Source organism: Cupriavidus sp. 01L46 (genome assembly GCF_056399905.1).
This window is the reverse complement of the sequence record NZ_JBFTSF010000041.1, coordinates 1-17407: the sequence shown is the minus strand read 5'-3', so window position 1 is coordinate 17407 and position 17407 is coordinate 1. Positions and strand designations below refer to the sequence as shown.

The window sequence follows — 17407 nt, the reverse complement described above, 5'->3', positions numbered from 1 at the left end:
TTACCCACCGCATTGCCCACCGCTTCGCGCGATCCCGTTCCCGCTCGCTCATGCCGGATCGGCCACGCCGCCGCCGGCTTGGGCCAGGTGGGCGCGCAGCACGCCGACCAGCGCCGCCGCCGCGGGCGACAGGCTGCGGTTGCGTGCCGTCACCAGCCCGATCGAGCGCTCCGTCACCGGCGCGGTGAGCAAGCGCTCGACAATGCCGGCCTGGCGTACCGTGCCGGCCGCAATCTCAGGCAGCGCCGCCACGCCGAAGCCACATTCGACCATGGCCGCGATGGTGGCCAGGTGCTCGGCCTCGAACACCGGCTGGAAGCGGATACGGTTCTGCAGGAAGGCCCATTCGGCGTACTGGCGCACGCTGCTGGGGTGCGTCATGGAAACATGGGCGGCGTCCACCGTATCGGCCCAGCGCACCGGCCCCTTGCCGTGGGCCAGCGGGTGCTCGCTGGGAATCAGCAGCACGAAGCGGTCGGACATCATGGGGTCGTAGTGCAGGTCCGCCTGCTGCGGGTCGGCTGCGGTCAGCGCGAAGTCCACCTCGCCCGCACGCACCAGGTCGAAGGCCGGGCCGGAGAGCGTGTCGAAGACCTTGAGCGTGACCTTGGGATGCTCCCGCCGGTAGGCCATCAGCACGCGCGGCAGCAGGCGGGCGGCCAGCGAGGGCAGGGCGGCCACCGCAACATGGCCGCGCTCGGCGCTGGCAATGCCGCTCACGGCGTCGATGGCGTCCCGGAAGGCGGCCTGCAGGATCGCAGCCTGCTGCATGAAGACTTCGCCTGCCGCGGTTAGCCGCACGGTGCGGGTGGTGCGATCGAACAGCCGCACGCCGAGGGATTCCTCGATGCGCAGGATCTGGGTGGACAGCGCCGATTGGGACAGGTGCAACTGCCCCGCTGCCTGGCGGAAGTTCAGGGTGCGGCCAAGCACCAGGGTGGTCTCGACATCGCGCATCGACAGGTTGATTTTCACGGCACGGATGGCGGATTGATCTTGATTGTCGATCATTTTATCCAGAAAATCTGATTCATCAATCAAAGCGGCTTGTCTACACTCATGGTCAATCCCGCTGAACCCGGGCCATGACGCGGCGCAGGCGATGTTTTCGCCATGTTTTCATGGCAAACACGGGTTCAACCGCCCAACGACAACACCAGATAGTTCAAAGGAACGCCATGCCCGACGCCGCCCATTTTTCGCTAGTCACGCCTGGCACCGCACACGCCGTGGTGGTAGGCGGCGGCACCATGGGCGCCGACGTGGCCGTGGTGCTCACCCGTGCGCACTGCCGCACCACCGTCGTGGAGCCGGATACGCAGCGCGCGGAGGCAGTCGCCGCAAGGGTGGCCGCCAATCTCGCCGCGATCGGCCCGGCGGCCGAGGTTGGCCTCGCGGGATTGTCGGTAGCCGCAGGGCTCGACGCGGTTGACTGGAGCACGGTCGACCTGGTGATCGAGTGCATCCCCGAGCGGCTCGACATCAAGCGCGCGCTGTTCGCCGACCTGGCCCAGCGCGCCCGCCCGGATGCCATCCTCGCCAGCAATAGCTCGAGTTTCCCGATCAGCGCCATCGGCGCGGGCCTGTCCACCCGCGAGCGCATGCTCGGCCTGCATTTCTTCATGCCCGCGCACCTGGTGCCGCTGGTGGAGGTGGTGCTGGGCGAGGGCAGCGCCGAGGCCGGCGCCGACGCCTTGATCGCTTTCATGCGCCGTTGCGGCATGGTGCCGGTCAAGGTGAAGAAGGACCTGCCGGGATTTCTCGCCAACCGCCTGCAGCACGCGCTGTCGCGCGAAGCCTTCGACCTGATCGACCGCGGCATCGCCTCGCCCGAGGATGTGGATGCGGCGGTGCGCTTTGGCTTCGGCTTTCGTTTCCTGGCCGCTGGGCCGGTMATGCAACGCGACCACGCTGGCATCGACGTGCACGCGGCGGCCGGGGCTACCATGTATCCCACGTTCAACAACGCGGCGGAGCCGGCCCGGTGCCTGACCGAGCGCGCGTCGGACGGCCGCCACGGCATGAAGAGCGGCGAAGGCTTTTACCAGTGGACGCCGCAGACCATCGCCGCGGAACGCGAGCGCTATGATCGGCTGCTGCGCGCGGGGCTCGACCTGATCGCGCCGGAGCTGCCCAAGATCGAACCCTGAACCTCACCAGATCCACAAGATTCATGAGAAGCGCACTATGAGTGAACACACCTTGCTGGCGGATTCGCCACTGATCATTACCGTCGCCCCCAACGGCGCCTACAAGACCGCCAAGGACCACCAGGCCGTGCCGCTGACCGCTGCCGCGCTGGCGGCCGACGCGCGGGCCTGCCTGGAAGCCGGCGCGGCCATGATGCACATGCACGTGCGCCAGCCCGACGGCCGCCATTCTCTGGATCCGCAGATTTATCGCGAAGCGCTTGCCGTGGTGAAGCAGGAAGTGGGCGACGCCTTGCTGGTCCAGGTGACCAGCGAAGCCGCCGGCATCTACCGCGCGGCCGAGCAGATCGCCATGGTGCGCGAGCTGCGCCCGGAGGCAGTTTCCATCGGACTGCGCGAGATCGCCGTGCCGGACATTCCCGAGGCCGAGCTGGCCGATTTCCTGGCCTGGCTGGCGCGCGAGCGGGTGATGACGCAGATCATCCTGTACGACGCGGCCGACGTGGCGCGCTGGCAAGCGCTGCGCGCCCGCGGGCTGGTGCCGCCGGGCGCATGGTCGGTGCTGTTTGTGCTGGGCCGGTATTCGGCGGGGCAGGTATCGTCGCCGCGCGACCTGCTGCCGTTCCTGCAGGTCTACGAGGGCGCGCTGCCGTGGGCAATCTGCGCCTTCGGGCGCGAGGAGAATGCCTGCGTGACCACGGCCGCTGCGTTTGGCGGGCACGTGCGGGTGGGCTTCGAGAACAACCTGAAGCTGCGCGACGGCAGCACCGCGCCAGGCAACGCGGCACTCGTCGGGCAGGCGGCCGAAGGTGCGCGCACGCTTGGGCGCCCGCTAGCTTCGGCCAACGAAGCCAGGCAAATCTACAGCGAGATCCGCTGATCGGCGGCGCTCAGCGCCGGTGCTCATGCGCCGTCGCTGAACGAGTCGCGGGTGCCGTTGCGCGCGCCGTCGGTGAACGGGTCCCGCGTGCCGGTGCGTGCGCCGTCGGTGAACGGGTCGCGCGGGCCGAGCTTGCTGGCGCCCTGGGTGTAGACGTCCCGCGCCTGGCCGGTGGCCGCGCCATCGAGATACGGGTCCACGCTGCGCGGGGCGGCGCTGGCGAGGCTGGCGACACCGCCAAGGGTGGCCGCCAACGCAGTGGCGAGCAGGGCTTGCTTGAGAGTACGCATCGTTTTTCTCCGAGGATTCGAGGGGCGGGCGATCTCTTTCGATCGACCGTGCTGGCAGTCTAAGAAACAGGCACCCACGACAACATGACCGGCACATGACAATGCTGTCATGCGGCATGCGTTGCCTCGGCGGCATTCCTTGTCCGCCGCCACGTGATTTCGGCAAGGCCCAACGCCTTCGAAGTTCGCGCAACTTCTTCCCGTGACCCCCCAACTTTTGCCAACTGGCGTGACTCGCCAATCCTGGCGGGCAACTTGGCTCGGCACGCCCAAACTGTGTCGAAAATGTGCCAAAAATCTCATAACTTCTTAATGATTGGCGAAAACGCGCAATCAAGCTATGCTTGCCCGATTGTCGGGCGTGCAGCACACCATCCGGCCGTCAAAGGCGGCTGCAGGGAGGCTGGGCAACGGGTCCGGCATGGCAAGTGGCCGCGGGCGCGGATACCATGGCCGAAAATGACATAAGGCCTGAAAAGGTCGTGAAACATGACGCTTTACCAAATCAAACCGAAGTTCCAGGCCCTTCTGCGGCCTTTGGTGAAGCGCCTCGCCGCGCGCGGCGTCACCGCTAACCAGGTCACGCTGGCGGCGGCTGGCGGGTCATTGGTGGTGGGGGCGCTGGTGGCCGCGCTGGCCTGGCTGCCGGGCGTCTTCCTGCTGATGCCGCTCTGGCTGTTCGTGCGCATGGCGCTCAACGCCATCGACGGCATGCTGGCCCGCGAGCACGGGCAGCAAAGCGTGCTGGGCGCCTATCTCAATGAACTTGGGGACATCGTCTCCGATATTGCGCTGATCCTGCCGTTCGCCCTCGTTGCACCGTTTGGTGCCGGCGAGACCATGGTGTTTGCGCTGCTGGCCGTCATCGTCGAGTGCGCTGGCCTGATCGGGCCGCTAGCCGGTGCCAGCCGCCGCTACGATGGCCCCCTGGGCAAGAGCGACCGGGCCCTGGTGATGGGCGCGCTGGGCTTGTGGACCGGCCTCGGGCTGAGCCTGGCGCACGCCGCTCACTGGCTGTGGGTGCTGTTGTCGCTGCTGTCGTTGCTGACCATCGCCAACCGGGTGCGCCGCGGCGTGGCCGAGGGCGAGCAGGCACGCCAGGCCCGTGCCCAGGCAGCCCCGCACGCCAAATCGTCTTCCCAACCCGTGGAGTGATACTACGTGGATAGTCAAACCGGCCGTACCGCTGTCGAGTCACAGTTCGAAACCCACGATGGCCAGTCGCTGTTCTATCGCCACTGGCCTGCGGCGCCTGCCACCGGCCAGGCGCCGCAGGGCGCCGTTGTGCTGTTTCACCGCGGGCACGAGCATTCGGGCCGCATCGCCCACCTGGTCGATGAACTCGGCTTGCCCGGCCACGCCTTTTTCGCCTGGGACGCGCGCGGCCACGGCCGTTCGCCGGGCGAGCGCGGCTATAGCCCCAGCCTGGCCACGTCGGTGCGCGATATCCAGACGTTCATCGACCACATCGCCACCGAGCACGGCATTCCGGTAGAGCGCATCGCCGTGGTCGCGCAGAGCGTGGGCGCTGTCCTGGCATCAACATGGGTGCACGACTACGCGCCGCGGATCCGCGCCCTTGTGCTGGCTTCGCCGGCGTTCAAGGTCAAGCTCTACGTGCCGCTGGCGCGGCCGGGCCTCAAGCTCATGCACAAGCTGCGGGGCAAGTTCTTCGTCAACAGCTACGTCAAGGCCAGGTTCCTCACGCACGATCCCGACCGTATCGCCAGTTACCAGCAAGATCCGCTGATTACGCGCCCGATTGCCGTCAATATCCTGCTGGATCTCTACGAGACGGCCGATCGCATCGTGGCCGATGCAGCCGCCATCACCGTGCCCACGCAGTTGCTGATCTCCGGCGCGGACTGGGTGGTGCATCGCGGCCCGCAGGATGCGTTCTATGAGCGGCTGGGCTCCAGCGTCAAGGAGCGCATCGTGCTGGACGGCTTCTACCACGACACCCTGGGCGAGCGCGACCGCGCGCAGGCCGTGGCGGCGGCGCGGCGCTTTATCGTGCGCGAGTTCGAGACGCCATCGGCGCCGGTCTCCTTGCTGAACGCCGATCGCGGCGGCGCCTTCAAGGATGAGTCCGACCGGCTGGCGCAGCCACTGTCCCCGGCCAGCCCGGCAGGCATTTACTGGGGCCTGACGCGCGCTGGCCTGAAGTTCGGCGGCTTGCTGTCCGACGGGGTGCGGCTCGGGCACAAGACCGGTTTCGATTCTGGCTCCACGCTCGACTACGTCTACTGCAACAAGGCGCAGGGGCGGTTTGGCGTCGGCTCGATGGTCGACCGCAACTACCTGGACGCGATCGGCTGGCGGGGCATCCGCCAGCGCAAGGTGAACATCGAGGAACTGCTTGGCGTCGCCATCGGCAGCCTGCGCGCCGCCGGCGTGCCGGTGCGCATCGTCGATATCGCCGCGGGCCATGGCCGCTACGTGCTGGAGGCGCTGGCAGCCAAGGGCATCAACGGAGCAGCCGCGCAACAGGTGCAGAGCATCCTGCTGCGCGACTACAGCGATATCAACGTGCAACAGGGCCGCGCGCTGATCCGCAGCAAGGGCCTGTCCGACATTGCCCGCTTCGAGAAGGGCGACGCCTTCGACGGCGACGATCTCGCCGCGCTCGATCCGGCCCCCACGCTGGCTATCGTCTCAGGCCTGTATGAGCTGTTCGGCGACAACGGCATGGTGTCTCGTTCGCTTGKGGGCCTGTCGCGGGCGGTGGCGCCGGGCGGCTACCTCGTCTATACCGGGCAGCCCTGGCACCCGCAGCTCGAGTTCATCGCGCGTGCGCTCACCAGCCATCGCGCAGGCTCGGCCTGGGTGATGCGGCGCCGCTCGCAGGCGGAGATGGATGAGCTGGTCCGGCAAGCCGGCTTCGAGAAGATCGCGCAGCGCATCGACCCGTGGGGCATCTTCACGGTCAGCCTGGCGCGCAGGGTCGCGTGATGCTGCGCCGGCAGGCCGAAGGCGGGGCCGCACACGTGGCCGCAGACATGGCCGCAGGGGAGCCGGGCGTTGCCGAGGCTCGCCCCTGGGGCCTTGCCCTGGTCCTGCTGGCCGGCATGGGCGCCTTGTTTTTCTCGTCCTATGGGCTGGCCAACTGGCTGGCGAGCCAGCGTGCCGAGGTCCCGTTCTTCTACTTTGAATGGGAGCGGCACATTCCCTTTGTGCCCTGGAGCATCGTGCCGTACTGGTCGATCGACCTGCTCTACGGCCTGTCCTTTTTCCTCTGGCGCGCGCGCGCCGAGCTGCTCGTCCATGCCAAGCGCTTGCTGGCGGCGCAACTGATCTCGGTTGCCTGCTTCATTGCCTTTCCGCTGCGTTTCGCCTTCGATCGCCCGCAGGCCGACGGCGTGCCCGGCCACCTCTTCACGCTGCTGGGCGGCTTCGACAAGCCGTTCAACCAGGCGCCGTCACTACACATCAGCCTGCTGGTGATCCTGTGGGTAGCCTATGCCATGCACGCGCGCGGCGCCTGGCGCTGGCTGCTGCACGGCTGGTTTGCGCTGATCGGCGCGTCGGTGCTGACCACTTACCAGCACCATGTCATCGACGTGCCCACCGGCTGGCTGGTGGGCTGGTTCTGCGTTTTCCTGTTTCCCTTCGGGGCGGGGCAGGGCAATGCGGTGCCCGCTGCCCGGGTGCGCACGCGGCAACTGGCCGGGCGTTACGCCATGGGCGCACTGGCCGTTGGGGCGCTAGCGCTGGCGCTGTTGCCCGCCTCGGCCCTCGCAGCGTTGCTGCTGGGCTGGCTGGCCCTGTCGCTGGCTTGCGTCGCGGCGGTCTACCGGCGGGGCGTTCCGGCCATGTTCCAGAAGCGGCACGACGGCACCATGCCGATGGCGGCGCGCTGGGTGCTGGCGCCCTACCTGCTGGGCGCGCTGGCCAACTCACGCTGGTGGACACGCCGCCAGCCCGGCGCCAGCCAGATCGTGCCCGGCCTCTGGGTCGGCCGCTTCCCCGGCGGCGCCGAACTGCGCCGCCTCGGGGCCGATGCCGTGCTCGACCTGACCGCCGAGCTGCCGCGGCTGGCGAATGCCGCCTGGTACCGCTGCGTGCCGGTGCTGGACCTGACCGTGCCCGCGCCGGCGCAGCTGGACGAAGCGGTGGCCGTGCTTGAAGCCTGGCATCGCGATGGCCGCAAKGTGCTTGTGTGCTGCGCGCTGGGTTATTCGCGCAGCGCGCTGGTGGCTGCCGCATGGCTCGCCGGCCACGCCGGCGCGCGCGACGCCGGGCAGGCGCTGGCCCTGCTGCGCAAGGGGCGTCCGGCCGTGGTGCTGGGCCCGGATAGCGTGGCGGCGCTGTCGCAGTTCATCCGCCGCCGGCAGGCGGCCGCACAGGCTTCAGGGGGAGCAGGCCATGTCGGTTCCGATGCATGACGACCATCACCTGGATGCCGCCGCCGGGCACTGGATGGCGCAGGCCGCGGTGGGTGGCCTAGATGGCGCGGGCCGCGTGCTCTGGGCCGGGCTGGTGCTGGCACTCATCAACCTGCTGCTGGCCGGTACCTTGTCGCCGGCGGGGCAGGTCTATCTGGTGCTTGGCATCGTGGCGGCGCTGCTTGGCGCGGCCCAGCTGTGGCTGTTGATCCGCGTGGCGATCGACCGCCGCTTGTTTGCGGCACTTGCCGACGCCTTGCGCATTGCCGATCCGGTCTCGACGCTGGCCTCGCTGGACCAGGCGCTGGTGCTGCTCGGATGGGCGGCTCCCGAGGCCGGCGGGCGATCCCTGGCGCAGCGCGCTCGCGGCGCCTTGCGCTTTCTCCACTGGGCTGCGGGACTCGCCGCCCTGCAATTGCTGGTGGCCTTGCTGCTACTGCTGCTGAGATAACACACGATGTGGATTTCCAAACTGGTGGCGCGCGCCATCATCCTGTTCGCGCGCTTGCTGACCGGCATGCAGGCGCGCTGGAACGGCTGCATGCCCGCTGCGGCGCAGCGTATCTATTTCGCCAACCACAGCAGCCACGGCGACTTCGTGCTGATCTGGGGCTGCCTGCCACCGGACTTGCGCTCGCTAACGCGGCCCGTGGCCGGCGCGGACTACTGGAACAAATCGGCGTTGCGCCGCTTTATCGGCAAGGATGTATTCAACGCGCTGCTGATCGATCGCACCCGCGCCGAGCCGGGCAGCGATCCCGTGGCCMTGATGCAGCAGGCGGTGCGCAAGGGCGATTCGCTGATCCTGTTTCCCGAGGGCACGCGCAWTACCACCGACGAACGGCTCCTGCCCTTCAAGAGCGGCATCTACCACCTGGCGAAGGTTTGCGGACAGATCGAGTTCGTGCCCGTGTGGATCGACAACCTCAACCGCGTGATGCCCAAGGGCGAGATCGTGCCGGTGCCGCTGCTGTGCACCGTGACCTTCGGCAAGCCGCTGACCCTGGGCGCGGAAGAAGCCAAGGATGACTTCCTGGCGCGCTGCCGGGATGGCCTGTTGACACTGGCGCCCGCGCTGGACTAAGAACCCATGACCTTTCCTCACCTGACCATGATGCATGAGACCTGGCTGCTGTTCGGCGGCGTGCTGGGCGTACTCGTGCTGGCTTCCACGGTGACCGCGCTGCTGCGCTGGCGCGTGGCCCGGGGCGGCCCGCACGCGGTCATCGACAACCTTGCCGCGCGCGTATCGGCATGGTGGTGGATGATCGGCGTGCTAGGGGTAGCGTTCGCGATGGGGCGCACCGCCATCATCGTACTGTTCTACCTGCTGTCGTTCTTCGCCTTGCGCGAGTTCATCACCATCACCACCACGCGGCGGGGGGACCATCGCGCCATCGTCGCCGCCTTCTTTGTCTTCCTGCCGTTGCAATACGTGCTGGTGTACACCGGCTGGTACGGGCTGTTTTCCATCTTCATCCCGGTCTACGCTTTCCTGATCCTGCCCATACTCTCAGCGCTGTCTGCGGAGACCACGCGCTTTCTCGAGCGTTGCGCGGGGGTGCAGTGGGCGGTGATGATCTGCGTGTTCTGCGTGTCGCATGTGCCGGCGTTGCTGACCTTGCCGATTCCTGGCTTCGAGGATCGCAACCTGTTGCTGATCGCATTCCTGGTGATCGTGGTGCAGGGCAGCGACGTGCTGCAGTACGTGTGGGGCAAGCTGCTAGGCAAGACCAAGATCGCGCCGCTGCTGTCGCCATCCAAGACCGTGGAAGGCTTTATCGGCGGCGTGGCCAGCGCCACCGCGCTGGGCGCCTCGCTTTGGTGGATCACGCCGTATGGCTCGCCCTGGAAGGCGGGGCTGATCGCGCTGGTGATTGCCTTGATGGGTTTCCTGGGCGGGCTGGTGATGTCGGCCATCAAGCGCGACCGCAATATCAAGGATTGGGGCCAGATGATCCAGGGCCACGGCGGCATGCTGGACCGGCTGGATTCGGTGGTGTTCGCCGCGCCAATCTTCTTTCACATCACGCGGTACTGGTGGGTGCCCTGAGCGGCTCCATCGCCTTCCTCGTTATTTTTCTTGAATTTTGCCGGTCCAGCCCGCGCGTTGGCCCGGCGCGTTGTCATCATGTCTAGCAAGCGCATCGAGCATATCGTCATTGTCGGTTTTGGCTGCATCGGCCAGGCCATCCTGCCTTTGCTGGCGCAGGCGCACCCGGAAGCGGCGGTTACGGTTGTCGACCGGGCCATGGACGCCCACCGCCTGGCGCTGGCCCGGCAATACCGCGCCACGCCGCTGCATGCCACGGTGGCGCCGGACAACTTTGCACAGGTGCTGAGTCCGCTGCTGGGGGCGCAAACCTGCCTGCTTAACCTGGCGCCCGCCGTGTGCAGCCGCGACCTGATCGCACTGGCGCAGGCGCACCACGCGCTCTACCTGGATAGCGGCATCGAGCCATGGGACTACGAAGACGGTGTAGCCTCATCTCATCTGAACAACTACGCCCTGCGCAGCGAGATGCTGGCGTTTGCCCGCGGCCGCGAGCGGATGTCCACCGCGCTGGTTGCCCACGGCGCCAATCCCGGGTTGGTCTCGCTACTGGTCAAGGCCGCCTTGCTGAAACTCGCGCGGCACGCCGGCGTGCCAGACTCCCCACCGCAGGACCAGGCGGGCTGGGCCCGGCTCGCGCGCCGGCTCGACGTGCGCGTGATCCAGGTGGCGGAGCACGACAGCCAGTGCGCGCCGGGCTATCCGGCGCACGGCGAATTCGCCAATACCTGGTCGGCCGATGGCTTCATCACGGAATGCCTGCAGGACGCCGAACTGGGCTGGGGCAGCCACGAGCCCGCGCTGCCTGCCGGTGGCCGGCGCCATGGCTACGGCAGCGATGCGGCGATCGTGCTGGACCGGCCCGGGCACCGCACCCGTGTGCGCTCATGGTCCGCGCTGCACGGTCCGTTCGATGCCTACCTGATCACGCACAACGAATCGATCTCGATCACCGAGTACCTTAGCTGTGCCACGCCCGGCGAGCCGCATTACCGGCCCACGGCCTACTACGCCTACCGCCCCACCTGCGCCACGATGGCATCGATGCAGTGGCTGGGCGAGCGCGACGCCAGCCGCATTGCCAGCCACCGCATCCTCAAGGACGAGATCGTCGATGGCGTGGATGAGCTTGGCGTGCTGCTGATGAGCGGGCGCCATGGCGCGGTGTGGCACGGCTCGCAGCTCGACATCCACCGGGCACGTGCGCTGGCGCCGCACAACTCCGCCACCAGCCTGCAGGTGGCCTCCAGCATCGTCGCCGCGATGCGCTGGGCGCAGGCCAATCCGGCGCGCGGCGTGACCGAGTCCGATGCCATGGATCACCACTTGGTGCTGGAGCACGCAGCCGGCTGGTGGGCGCCTCTCGTCACGCGCTTCACCGACTGGACGCCCAGGCCGGGTCGTCGCTCGCTGGCCTTCGACGAATTCCTCATTGCTGCATCCGCGCCGGCGCCAACGCCGAGTGCCGCGGAGATCGCCCTGTCATGAAACGCATTGCCCAGACCCCGCGTGCCGACTGGCCGCAGCAGCTTGAGCGCATCGGTTTTCACTTCCACTCGCTCGACGAGCAAAACCTGCCGCGCCAGGTGGATCGCAACACGTTCTTCTATTGGCGCGAAGACGTCGCCTACGAGTTCGAGGCGCAGGAGATCGAGGCGCTGTATGCCGCCGCGCTCGATCTGAACCAGCGCTGCCTGGAAGCCGTGCAGCACGTGATCGACCACGACCTGTTTGCGCGGCTCGCCATTGCCCCGGATTTTGCCGAGCTGATCCGCACCTCCTGGGACCGCGACGAGCCAACGCTGTTCGGCCGCTTCGACATGACCATGGATGCGCTTGGCGTGCCCAAGATGTACGAGTTCAACGCTGATACCCCCACCTCGCTGATCGAATCGAGCCTGGCGCAATGGTTCTGGAAGGAGGCGGTGCGGCCGGACGCCGATCAGTTCAACAGCCTGCACGAAGCGCTGGTGTCGCGCTGGCGATGGCTGCGCCGCCACTATCGCGACGCCAAGGTCCTGCATTTCGCCTGCATGTTCGACAGCCAGGAGGATGTCTGCAATGTCGAGTACCTGATGGACACGGCGCTGCAGGCAGGGTGGTCGGTCAAGCTGGCCGACCTGGAGCAGGTTGGCTCCGATGGGCGCGGCGGCTTCTACGATGGCGACGACCAGCCGATGGAGCTGGTCTTCAAGCTCTACCCGTGGGAATGGATGGCCACTTCCGACTATCGCACGGAGCTGGCGGGCAGCACGGTGCGATGGGTGGAGCCACCCTGGAAAGCCGTGCTCGCCAACAAGGCCATCCTGCCGATCCTGTGGGACCTGTTCCCCGGCCATCCGAATCTGCTCGAGGCCTCGTTTCGCGAAGCCACCTTTGCCGGGCGCTCTTACGCCAAGAAGCCGTTCCTGTCGCGCGAGGGCGAGAGCGTGGCGCTGGTGACCCCACAGGGGCGTTTCGAGAATCCCGGCGAATACGGCGAGGAAGGCTTTATCTATCAGGCTTACGCGCCCGCGCAGCGCTTTGACGATCGCTACACCACGCTCGGCGTATGGCTGGTCGATGACGTGCCCAGCGGCCTGTGCGTGCGCGAGGAACTGGGACCGATCGCCAAGAACACCAGCTTCTTCGTCCCGCATTATTTTCAGCACGCCTGATCCGGAGAAAGGAGAAACGCAGCGCAATGGCCAAGAAGAAAGGCAAGAAGGGCGGCCAGCCGTCAAAGTACGACAGCCCCTACCAGCCGCGGGCAAGCGGCTCCAGTCAGTCCGCATGGTCAGGCCAGCCCGCGCTCGCCGCCCGCGGCCGGCGCAAGTCCCGCTCGCCGGCGCTGTGGCTGATCGGCGCTTGCGCGCTGGCGGCTGGCGTGGCGGTGATCGGCTCATGCAGCGACGATGGCGATGACGAAGCCGTGACCGTGCGGCGCGCCAGCTATGCCTCGCAAGCCGATTGCGTGGCCGACTGGAATGCGCCCGAGGATTGCGAAGGCGTGCCGGTCGACAACATCTACGCCTCCAGCCTGGCGGATACGGCCGGCAGCGATGGCAGCAGCGCCAGCACGAGCAGCGGTGGCCATGGCGGTGGCTACTATGGCGGGTATCACGGCGGCGTGGCCCGCTGGTACGGGCCGTACTACACCGAGTCCGGCACGGTCTACCACCCGGACGGCACGCAGACCCGGCGCGACATGTCGAGCGGCAACTCGCGGCCCATGGGTGTCTATGACAGCAACGGCAACCTGACCCGCGTGAGCCAGGCGCCGGGCACGCCGCATGCGACGATGGTCGAGGAGGCCACGCTGAGCCGCGGCAGTCTGGGGCGTGGCGCGAGCGGCGGCATGTCGATGCGCGCGGCCGCTGTCAGCCGGGCGCCTGCAGTGTCCTCGCGCGGCGGCTTTACCAGTCGCTTTGGCGGGTCCGGGCGCTCCGGCGGTGGTTAAGGCTGCATCGCACCCTTTCAGATTCGCTCCAAATCCGGTTCAACCCAACCAGGAATCCACAGGAATCCACATGACATTGCCCCTACAACCGGTCTATGCCTACCTGATCTATATTCTCTCCAGCTTCGCCATGCTGGGGCTGTTTCTGCTCGTCTACACGCGGATCACGCCGCACCGCGAGTTCGAGCTGATACGCCAGGGCAATGTGGCGGCGGCCTTGTCGCTGGGCGGCGCGGTGCTAGGGTTTTCGCTGACGCTCTCGGCCAGCATCCAGCACAATGCCGCCTTCTCGATGTTCGTGCTGTGGGGCTTTGGTGCGTTCGTGGTGCAGGTGCTGGCCTATGTGCTGGTGGCACGGGCGCTGCGCGGCGTCAGCGAGGAAATCACCGCGGATAATCGCGGCATGGGGGCGCTGATGGGGGTGGTATCGCTGGCGGCGGGCATCGTCAATGCCGCCTGCCTGGCCTAGCTTCGCCGCTGCTTTGGCATGTGGGCGGGCGCCGAGAGACGGAGTGTGCACCTTGCAGTGCGTTGGCGGGATCTGTGGACGTGCCAGGCGCCGCGCGGCAACTGGCATTAACGCTTAGGAAATGTCTGCGCCAGCAAAGACGCAAGACCCTGTAAAATCGTGCCTCACAGGCGGCTTGACCCGCTGGATTGCCCCCCTTCCTCCGCTTTGCCGGCCATTTGTCCGCCGGCAAGGTCAATTACGAAAGTCATGTCAGAGTCTGATGAAGCCAAACTAGCCGCGGCGGCGTGGGTCCGTGAGCAGATGGACCGCCACGGCCTCACGCTCGACGATTTACTCGAAGCGGGCTGTTTCGCTGCCCCCACGGCGCCGCCGGCACCGGCTCAGGCAGTGCCAAGGGCCACGCTGGCAGTTGCGCCCCCGGTTGCCGCGCCYGCAGCAGCCCCCGAGGCGGAAAAGCCAGCCCGGGCGCTTTATCGCAACGCCATGGGCCAGAGTTGGGACGGTACCGGCGAGCGTCCGGAGTGGCTGCAGCGGGCGGTCAACGCGGGGCAGACGGTCGATTTCTTCCGGGTCGGATAACCGTCGGATAACCGTCGGATCAACATCCCCTCACTTCTCCGGCGGCTGCACCACCAGCGCGGTTATCGTCAGCGCGCCGTTGGCCCGGATCACGCTGAATCTCACCTGGTCGCCTTCCTTGACCTGACCCAGCAGGGCCGGGTCTTGCACACGGAAGATCATTGTCATGGCGCCCATATCCAGGTTGGCGATGGGGCCATGTTTGATGGTCAGCTTGCCGGCTGCGGCATCTACCTTGCGGATTTCCCCATCGGTCATTGGCACAGCCTCGGCTTGCGCCGCGCTGGCCGGGGCGAGAGCATTGCCGGCATGGGTGGCGGCCTGGGCCGGCAAGGTGGCGAAGGCTGCCAGTAGCGGCAGCAGCGGCAGCAACGCGCGCAGGTTCTTGCTGGGGTTCATTTGCATTCCTTCCTGGTTGGCTGGTATTGAATACAGGGGGCGGTGTCGCCGCGTCGCTAAATCGCTTAGCGCACGCTGACTTTGCCGCGCATGCCGGCGTCATAGTGGCCGGGCTGCAGGCAGGCAAAGTCCACCCGGCCGCTGCGCGTAAAGCGCCACACCATTTCGCCGCGCTGGCTGGCTTCGAGCGTGACCGCGTTCGGGTCGGCGTGTTCCATCTCCGGCATCTTCAGCATCTMGGCGTAGTGCGCCTTCAGGTCGGCCTCGGTGCCGAGCACCATCTCATGCCGCAGCTCGCCGGCGTTGCGCACCACGAAGCGGACGGTCTCGCCGGCTTTGACCTGGATATCAGCCGGGGTGAATCGCATGTTGTCGGTCATGCTGACCTGGATGGTGCGGCTCACGCTGGCCGCGTTGCCAGGCTCGCCAATGGCGCTGGTGGCGCCGGCTGCCTCGCTGGCATGATGGCCGCCGTGGTTGCCGGCGGCGAAGGCGCCGGCGAACGGGAGGGTTAGGGCAACGGCACTGGCCACCGCCATCCAGGCGGTAGCGGCGCGGGATTTCCTGTTTCGCATGTTGTCTTTCCTTTTTCTGGTTGGTGTGGTCATTGGCCGGCGCCTGGCGCGCCGGCGTATTCGAAGGCAACAGTCCCTTTGGGATGGCGATACCAGCCGGGGTCGCGGTAGTCGTTGCGGCCAAGGCCGGCGCGCACCTTGAGCACCGTGAACATGCCGCCCATCTCGATGGGCCCGAATGGCCCCTGTCCTGTCATCATCGGCAAGGTGTTGTCCGGCAATGGCATCTCCATGCCGCCCATGTCCGCCATGCCCGCCTCGCCCATCGCCATGTACTCCGGCACCAGCGCGTTCATCCGCTTGGCCAGGTCCTTTTGCTTGACGCCGATCATGGTCGGCAGTTGATGGCCCATCGCGTTCATGGTGTGGTGGGACTTGTGGCAGTGGAAAGCCCAGTCGCCAGGGTTGTCGGCGATGAATTCGATGGCGCGCATCTGTCCCACCGCCACGTCGGTGGTCACCTCCGGCCAGCGCGCGGACGGGGGCACCCAGCCACCATCCGTGCCGCTTACCTCGAAGCGGTGCCCGTGCAGGTGGATCGGATGGTTGGTCATGGTCAGGTTGCCAAAGCGGATCCGCACGCGATCGCCCAGGCGTACCGGCAGGCTGTCGATGCCCGGGAACACGCGGCTGTTCCACGTCCACATATTGAAATCCGTCATCTCGGCCACGCGCGGCGTGTAGGAGCCGGGGTCGATGTCGTAGGCCGAGATCAGGAACACAAAATCGCGATCGACCCGCATCTGCGCGGGGTCTTTCGGATGCACCACGAGGAACCCCATCATGCCCATCGCCATCTGCACCATCTCGTCGGAATGCGGGTGGTACATGAAGGTGCCGGCGTGCTTCATCTCGAACTCGTAGACAAAGGTCTTGCCGGGCGGGATATGCGGCTGCGAAAGGCCGCCGACGCCGTCCATGCCAGCCGGCAGGATGATGCCGTGCCAGTGCACGGTGGTGTGTTCCGGCAGCTTGTTGGTGACGAAGATCCGCACCTTGTCGCCTTCCACGCACTCGATGGTGGGGCCGGGGCTCTGGCCGTTGTAGCCCCACAGGTGTGCCTTCATGCCGGGCGCGAACTCGCGCTCGACGGGCTCCGCCACCAGGTGGAACTCTTTCCAGCCTTGGCGCATGCGCCAGGGCAGGGTCCAGCCGTTGAGCGTCACCACCGGGTTGTACGGGCGGCCAGTGGCAGGCGCCAGCGGCGGCTGGGTGGCGGGGCTGGCTTGCAGCGCGGCCTCGGGCAGCACGGCGGCGCCGGCGCGCGTCACCAGCGCCGCGCCGAGCATGGTGGCGCCGGAGCCATGCAGGAATTGTCTTCGGGTAACCATGGTCATTGTCCTTTGGGCGAGGCGGGCGCGGCTTGGGAAGAGGATGCAGGCAGAGGCAATGCGCCGCCGTCCGGCAGCCGTCCGCCGAGCGCGCCCTGCAGTTCGGTTTCGGCCACCCAGTATTCGCGCAGCGCATCGAGATAGCCGTTGACGGCACCGACCTGCTCGCGCGCGTCGGCCAGCAGCTCGAACACGCCGACCAGCATGCCGTTGTAGCGCAGCATGCCTTCGTCGGAGATGCGCTTGCGCAGCGGCACGACTTCGTCGCGGTAATGCCGGGCGATGTCGTAGCGCGCCTGGTAGCCGGCGTAGGTCTCGCGCACTTCCGAGCGGGCATTGATGGCACTCTCGGCGAGCCGGCTGGCGGCCTGCATGTAGACCGCCTCGGCCCGCGCCACGCGGGCGCCGCCCCAGTCGAACAGCGGGATCTCGATATCGATGCCGTAGCCGGTCTCGCGCGGCTTGCCGGTTTCCGAGTTGTGCAGGTAGCTCACGTCCAGCACGCTGATAAAGCGCGTAGCGCGGGTCAGTCCAAGCGAGCGCGCCAGGCTATCCAGTTGCAGCTTGCCGGCTTGCAGATCGAGGCGGCTGGCAATGGCATAGCCCTCCAGGTCCGCCATGGCGGGACGCCCCTTCGGCAGGTCCGGCAGGCGTTCGGGGAGCCGGTATTGCGCGCCGGTGCCCCACAAGCCAAGCCGGCGCGTGAGCTGCTCGCGCGCGGCCAGTGCCTGTTGGCGGGTGCGGGCCAGCTGGGTTGCGGCCTCGGCGTAAAAGGCCTGCTCGCGCGCGTGATCGAGCGCGCTGACGTTGCCTGCGCGCGCCAGGTCGCGGGCGAACAGCGCGCCGGTCTCGGC

At 67.3% G+C, this 17407-nt stretch carries 19 protein-coding genes; 13 read left to right on the top strand and 6 right to left on the bottom strand.

Annotated elements, in window-relative coordinates; translation table 11 throughout:
• Nucleotides 1-48 precede the first annotated feature (48 nt).
• Nucleotides 49-975, bottom strand: coding sequence for a LysR family transcriptional regulator (locus AC1DS3_RS10035; RefSeq protein ID WP_441637784.1), 927 nt, complete (start codon nt 973-975; stop codon nt 49-51).
• A 203-nt stretch (nt 976-1178) separates the two neighbouring features.
• Between AC1DS3_RS10035 and AC1DS3_RS10030 the strand changes: the two genes are divergently transcribed.
• Both AC1DS3_RS10030 and AC1DS3_RS10025 read left to right on the top strand, forming a co-directional pair.
• Complete coding sequence (locus tag AC1DS3_RS10030) at nt 1179-2150, top strand: 3-hydroxyacyl-CoA dehydrogenase family protein (RefSeq protein ID WP_441637674.1); 972 nt, start codon at nt 1179-1181, stop codon at nt 2148-2150.
• A 37-nt stretch (nt 2151-2187) separates the two neighbouring features.
• The gene (locus AC1DS3_RS10025) at nt 2188-3030 is read left to right on the top strand and encodes a beta-keto acid cleavage family enzyme (RefSeq protein WP_441637676.1); all 843 of its coding nucleotides are present in this window, start codon (nt 2188-2190) and stop codon (nt 3028-3030) included.
• A gap of 23 nt (nt 3031-3053) precedes the next feature.
• Here AC1DS3_RS10025 and AC1DS3_RS10020 read toward each other — a convergent pair whose 3' ends face one another.
• The gene (locus AC1DS3_RS10020) at nt 3054-3320 is read right to left on the bottom strand and encodes a hypothetical protein (protein ID WP_441637678.1); all 267 of its coding nucleotides are present in this window, start codon (nt 3318-3320) and stop codon (nt 3054-3056) included.
• A gap of 489 nt (nt 3321-3809) precedes the next feature.
• Between AC1DS3_RS10020 and AC1DS3_RS10015 the strand changes: the two genes are divergently transcribed.
• The 11 genes from AC1DS3_RS10015 (at nt 3810) to AC1DS3_RS09965 (ending at nt 14248) form a co-directional block, all read left to right on the top strand.
• On the top strand, nt 3810-4475 hold the full coding sequence (locus tag AC1DS3_RS10015) for a CDP-alcohol phosphatidyltransferase family protein (protein WP_441637680.1): 666 nt from the start codon (nt 3810-3812) through the stop codon (nt 4473-4475).
• A gap of 6 nt (nt 4476-4481) precedes the next feature.
• Nucleotides 4482-6272: a bifunctional alpha/beta hydrolase/class I SAM-dependent methyltransferase gene (locus AC1DS3_RS10010; protein WP_477127095.1), complete on the top strand. Its 1791-nt coding sequence runs from the start codon at nt 4482-4484 to the stop codon at nt 6270-6272.
• Entirely contained in the window at nt 6272-7705 is a 1434-nt protein-coding gene (locus tag AC1DS3_RS10005; protein WP_477127102.1) for a phosphatase PAP2/dual specificity phosphatase family protein, read from the top strand. Before AC1DS3_RS10010 ends, AC1DS3_RS10005 begins: the two co-directional genes overlap by 1 nt.
• Nucleotides 7686-8156 (top strand): hypothetical protein, encoded by a 471-nt coding sequence (locus AC1DS3_RS10000; RefSeq protein WP_441637684.1) that lies wholly within the window; start codon nt 7686-7688, stop codon nt 8154-8156. Before AC1DS3_RS10005 ends, AC1DS3_RS10000 begins: the two co-directional genes overlap by 20 nt.
• A 6-nt stretch (nt 8157-8162) precedes the next feature.
• On the top strand, nt 8163-8789 hold the full coding sequence (locus tag AC1DS3_RS09995) for a lysophospholipid acyltransferase family protein (protein WP_477127094.1): 627 nt from the start codon (nt 8163-8165) through the stop codon (nt 8787-8789).
• Between the two features lie 6 nt (nt 8790-8795).
• On the top strand, nt 8796-9758 hold the full coding sequence (locus tag AC1DS3_RS09990) for a phosphatidate cytidylyltransferase (RefSeq protein WP_441637688.1): 963 nt from the start codon (nt 8796-8798) through the stop codon (nt 9756-9758).
• A gap of 78 nt (nt 9759-9836) precedes the next feature.
• Complete coding sequence (locus AC1DS3_RS09985; protein WP_441637690.1) at nt 9837-11246, top strand: saccharopine dehydrogenase NADP-binding domain-containing protein; 1410 nt, start codon at nt 9837-9839, stop codon at nt 11244-11246.
• Nucleotides 11243-12415 (top strand): glutathionylspermidine synthase family protein, encoded by a 1173-nt coding sequence (locus AC1DS3_RS09980; protein ID WP_477109295.1) that lies wholly within the window; start codon nt 11243-11245, stop codon nt 12413-12415. Before AC1DS3_RS09985 ends, AC1DS3_RS09980 begins: the two co-directional genes overlap by 4 nt.
• Before the next feature lie 26 nt (nt 12416-12441).
• Nucleotides 12442-13197: a hypothetical protein gene (locus AC1DS3_RS09975; protein WP_441637694.1), complete on the top strand. Its 756-nt coding sequence runs from the start codon at nt 12442-12444 to the stop codon at nt 13195-13197.
• A 70-nt stretch (nt 13198-13267) separates the two neighbouring features.
• A complete protein-coding gene (locus AC1DS3_RS09970; RefSeq protein WP_441637696.1) occupies nt 13268-13666 on the top strand; it encodes a DUF350 domain-containing protein in 399 nt (132 codons plus the stop codon).
• Nucleotides 13667-13915: 249 nt separating this feature from the next.
• On the top strand, nt 13916-14248 hold the full coding sequence (locus tag AC1DS3_RS09965; RefSeq protein WP_441637698.1) for an H-NS family nucleoid-associated regulatory protein: 333 nt from the start codon (nt 13916-13918) through the stop codon (nt 14246-14248).
• A 30-nt stretch (nt 14249-14278) separates the two neighbouring features.
• On the opposite strand, the gene AC1DS3_RS09960 is transcribed toward AC1DS3_RS09965, so the two are convergent.
• The 4 genes from AC1DS3_RS09960 to AC1DS3_RS09945 form a co-directional block, all read right to left on the bottom strand.
• Nucleotides 14279-14647, bottom strand: a complete 369-nt coding sequence (locus tag AC1DS3_RS09960) for a copper-binding protein (RefSeq protein ID WP_441637700.1) — start codon at nt 14645-14647, stop codon at nt 14279-14281.
• Between the two features lie 65 nt (nt 14648-14712).
• Nucleotides 14713-15222 (bottom strand): cupredoxin domain-containing protein, encoded by a 510-nt coding sequence (locus tag AC1DS3_RS09955; protein ID WP_477127093.1) that lies wholly within the window; start codon nt 15220-15222, stop codon nt 14713-14715.
• A 29-nt stretch (nt 15223-15251) separates the two neighbouring features.
• Entirely contained in the window at nt 15252-16553 is a 1302-nt protein-coding gene (locus AC1DS3_RS09950) for a multicopper oxidase family protein (RefSeq protein ID WP_441637704.1), read from the bottom strand.
• 2 nt (nt 16554-16555) lie between these two features.
• On the bottom strand, nt 16556-17407 hold an 852-nt coding region (locus tag AC1DS3_RS09945), incomplete at its 5' end, for a TolC family protein (protein ID WP_477127092.1).

Bases quoted from the DNA above. Each gene is read 5' to 3' on its own strand.
- AC1DS3_RS10025 (WP_441637676.1), top strand. From the start codon at position 2,188: ATGAGTGAACACACCTTGCTGGCGGATTCGCCACTGATCATTACCGTC.
- AC1DS3_RS10020 (WP_441637678.1), bottom strand. From the start codon at position 3,320: ATGCGTACTCTCAAGCAAGCCCTGCTCGCCACTGCGTTGGCGGCCACC.
- AC1DS3_RS10015 (WP_441637680.1), top strand. From the start codon at position 3,810: ATGACGCTTTACCAAATCAAACCGAAGTTCCAGGCCCTTCTGCGGCCT.
- AC1DS3_RS10000 (WP_441637684.1), top strand. From the start codon at position 7,686: ATGTCGGTTCCGATGCATGACGACCATCACCTGGATGCCGCCGCCGGG.
- AC1DS3_RS09990 (WP_441637688.1), top strand. From the start codon at position 8,796: ATGACCTTTCCTCACCTGACCATGATGCATGAGACCTGGCTGCTGTTC.
- AC1DS3_RS09985 (WP_441637690.1), top strand. From the start codon at position 9,837: ATGTCTAGCAAGCGCATCGAGCATATCGTCATTGTCGGTTTTGGCTGC.
- AC1DS3_RS09980 (WP_477109295.1), top strand. From the start codon at position 11,243: ATGAAACGCATTGCCCAGACCCCGCGTGCCGACTGGCCGCAGCAGCTT.
- AC1DS3_RS09975 (WP_441637694.1), top strand. From the start codon at position 12,442: ATGGCCAAGAAGAAAGGCAAGAAGGGCGGCCAGCCGTCAAAGTACGAC.
- AC1DS3_RS09970 (WP_441637696.1), top strand. From the start codon at position 13,268: ATGACATTGCCCCTACAACCGGTCTATGCCTACCTGATCTATATTCTC.
- AC1DS3_RS09960 (WP_441637700.1), bottom strand. From the start codon at position 14,647: ATGAACCCCAGCAAGAACCTGCGCGCGTTGCTGCCGCTGCTGCCGCTA.
- AC1DS3_RS09950 (WP_441637704.1), bottom strand. From the start codon at position 16,553: ATGGTTACCCGAAGACAATTCCTGCATGGCTCCGGCGCCACCATGCTC.